The sequence below is a fragment of the Rhodopseudomonas palustris genome, from assembly GCF_003226555.1.
GTDB classification, from domain to species: Bacteria; Pseudomonadota; Alphaproteobacteria; order Rhizobiales; family Xanthobacteraceae; genus Rhodopseudomonas; species Rhodopseudomonas palustris_I.
The window spans coordinates 1-242 of the sequence record NZ_QKQS01000027.1; the positions used below are offsets into that span (position 1 = coordinate 1).

The 242-nt window shown below is 62.8% G+C and carries 1 protein-coding gene; it reads left to right on the forward strand.

Annotated features, from left to right (window positions below):
* Window positions 1-242: transposase (locus tag DNX69_RS22425; RefSeq protein ID WP_133256006.1), on the forward strand; the 242-nt coding region annotated here is incomplete at both ends.

Consider the following 242-nt stretch of genomic DNA (forward strand, 5'->3'; position numbering starts at 1 on the left):
CCGATCGAGGCGTGGATCATCGACGACACGTCGTTCCCCAAGCAAGGCAAGCATTCGGTCGGCGTGCACCACCAATATTGCGGGCAGCTCGGTAAGCAGGCCAATTGCCAGGTGACGGTGACGCTGTCGGTCGCCAATCACACGGCCAGCCTTCCGGTGGCCTATCGCCTGTATCTGCCGCAGGACTGGAGCAAGGATCGGGCGCGCCGGAAGAAGGCGGGCGTGCCGAAGGAGATCAAGTT